The organism is Streptomyces filipinensis, assembly GCF_014649495.1.
Lineage (GTDB): Bacteria > Actinomycetota > Actinomycetes > Streptomycetales > Streptomycetaceae > Streptomyces > Streptomyces filipinensis.
This window is the reverse complement of record NZ_BMTD01000070.1, coordinates 1-1301: the sequence shown is the minus strand read 5'-3', so window position 1 is coordinate 1301 and position 1301 is coordinate 1. Positions and strand designations below refer to the sequence as shown.

The window sequence follows — 1301 nt, the reverse complement described above, 5'->3', positions numbered from 1 at the left end:
GGCGCGTGCTCCTCCACCACACCCCGCCAGAAGGACCGGTCCGCGTCGCTGCCCAGCGACTCCAGCTCCGCCGCGATGAAGTCCGCGTAACGGACCGAAGGCGCGTCGTACTCGGGCAGCTCACGACCGTCACGCAGGTGCTGGTAGCACGCGACGACCTCGGTCAGCAGCACGCTGAGCGTCCAGCCCTCGGTGATCGCGTGGCAGTGGACGACGGTGAGCTGCCACGCCCCGTCTTCGAGGTGGACGCGGAACCGCAGCAGCGGGGGGTTGGCCAGGTCGAAGAGGCCGGCCTGTTCCTCGGCGAGGTCCTCGGCCTTACGGCGTTCCTGTTCCTCGGCTCCCATGCCGCGCAAGTCGGCGACGGTCAAGGGGAGTTCCGACGAGGAGTGGACGAGCTGGAGCGGTTGCGAGTAGCCGCTCAGGTGCATCGAGGTGCGCAGTGCCTCGTGACGGCCGGCCAGCGCGTTCAGCGCCGCGCGGAACGCATCCACCACGAAGGGCTGTTCGTCGGTGAGCCGAAGGGAATTGACGTTGTGATAGGCGGCGAGCTTTTCACCGGAGTCCCGGGCGGCCAGCATTTCCACCAGCATGCCGGTCTGGATCTGCGACAGCGGGTAGGCGTCGACCACGTCCTCGGGCAGCGCGGCCCGGTCCTCGGCACTGATCAGCGCGAACGGCTCCACCGCGGCGATCAGCGACTCACCCGCCACCTGTCCCGACAGCCGGCCCGCGAGCTCCGCGATGCTGCGGAACTCGAAGACATCGCGCACCGACACCTCGTAGCCGGCCGCGCGCATTCCGCCGACGAGGCGGACGGCTCGGATGGAGTCGCCGCCGAGGTCGAAGAAGCTGTCCTCGACACCGACCTGGCGGGCGTCGAGCACCTCCGACCAGATCGCGGCGAGACGTTCCTCGACGGGGGTGCGGGGGGCCACGTACCGGGTGGCCGAGAACGCGGTCTCGTCCGGGGCCGGGAGGGCGCGGTGGTCGAGCTTGCCGTTGGGCGTCAGCGGAATCGCGTCCAGCGGCACATAGGCGGCGGGGATCATGTAGTCCGGCAGGCTCGCGGCCAGGTGGGCGCGTAGCCCCTCCGCCTCCACGCCCAGGGCGGTGACCACGTAGGCCACCAGGGACTTCTCGCCGCCCTGGCCCTCGCGGGCGATCACCACCGTTTCGTCGACGGCCGGGTGGTCACGCAGGGCGGCCTCGATCTCGCCGAGCTCGATCCGGTAACCACGGACCTTGACCTGCTTGTCGATACGACCCAAAAAGTCCAGCGAACCATCCGCCAGACGCCG

At 69.9% G+C, this 1301-nt stretch carries 1 protein-coding gene; it reads right to left on the bottom strand.

The features are described 5' to 3' along the window. A partial coding sequence (locus tag IE244_RS41500; RefSeq protein ID WP_229854919.1) for a condensation domain-containing protein occupies positions 1-1271 on the bottom strand: 1271 nt, incomplete at its 3' end. Positions 1272-1301 lie beyond the last annotated feature (30 nt).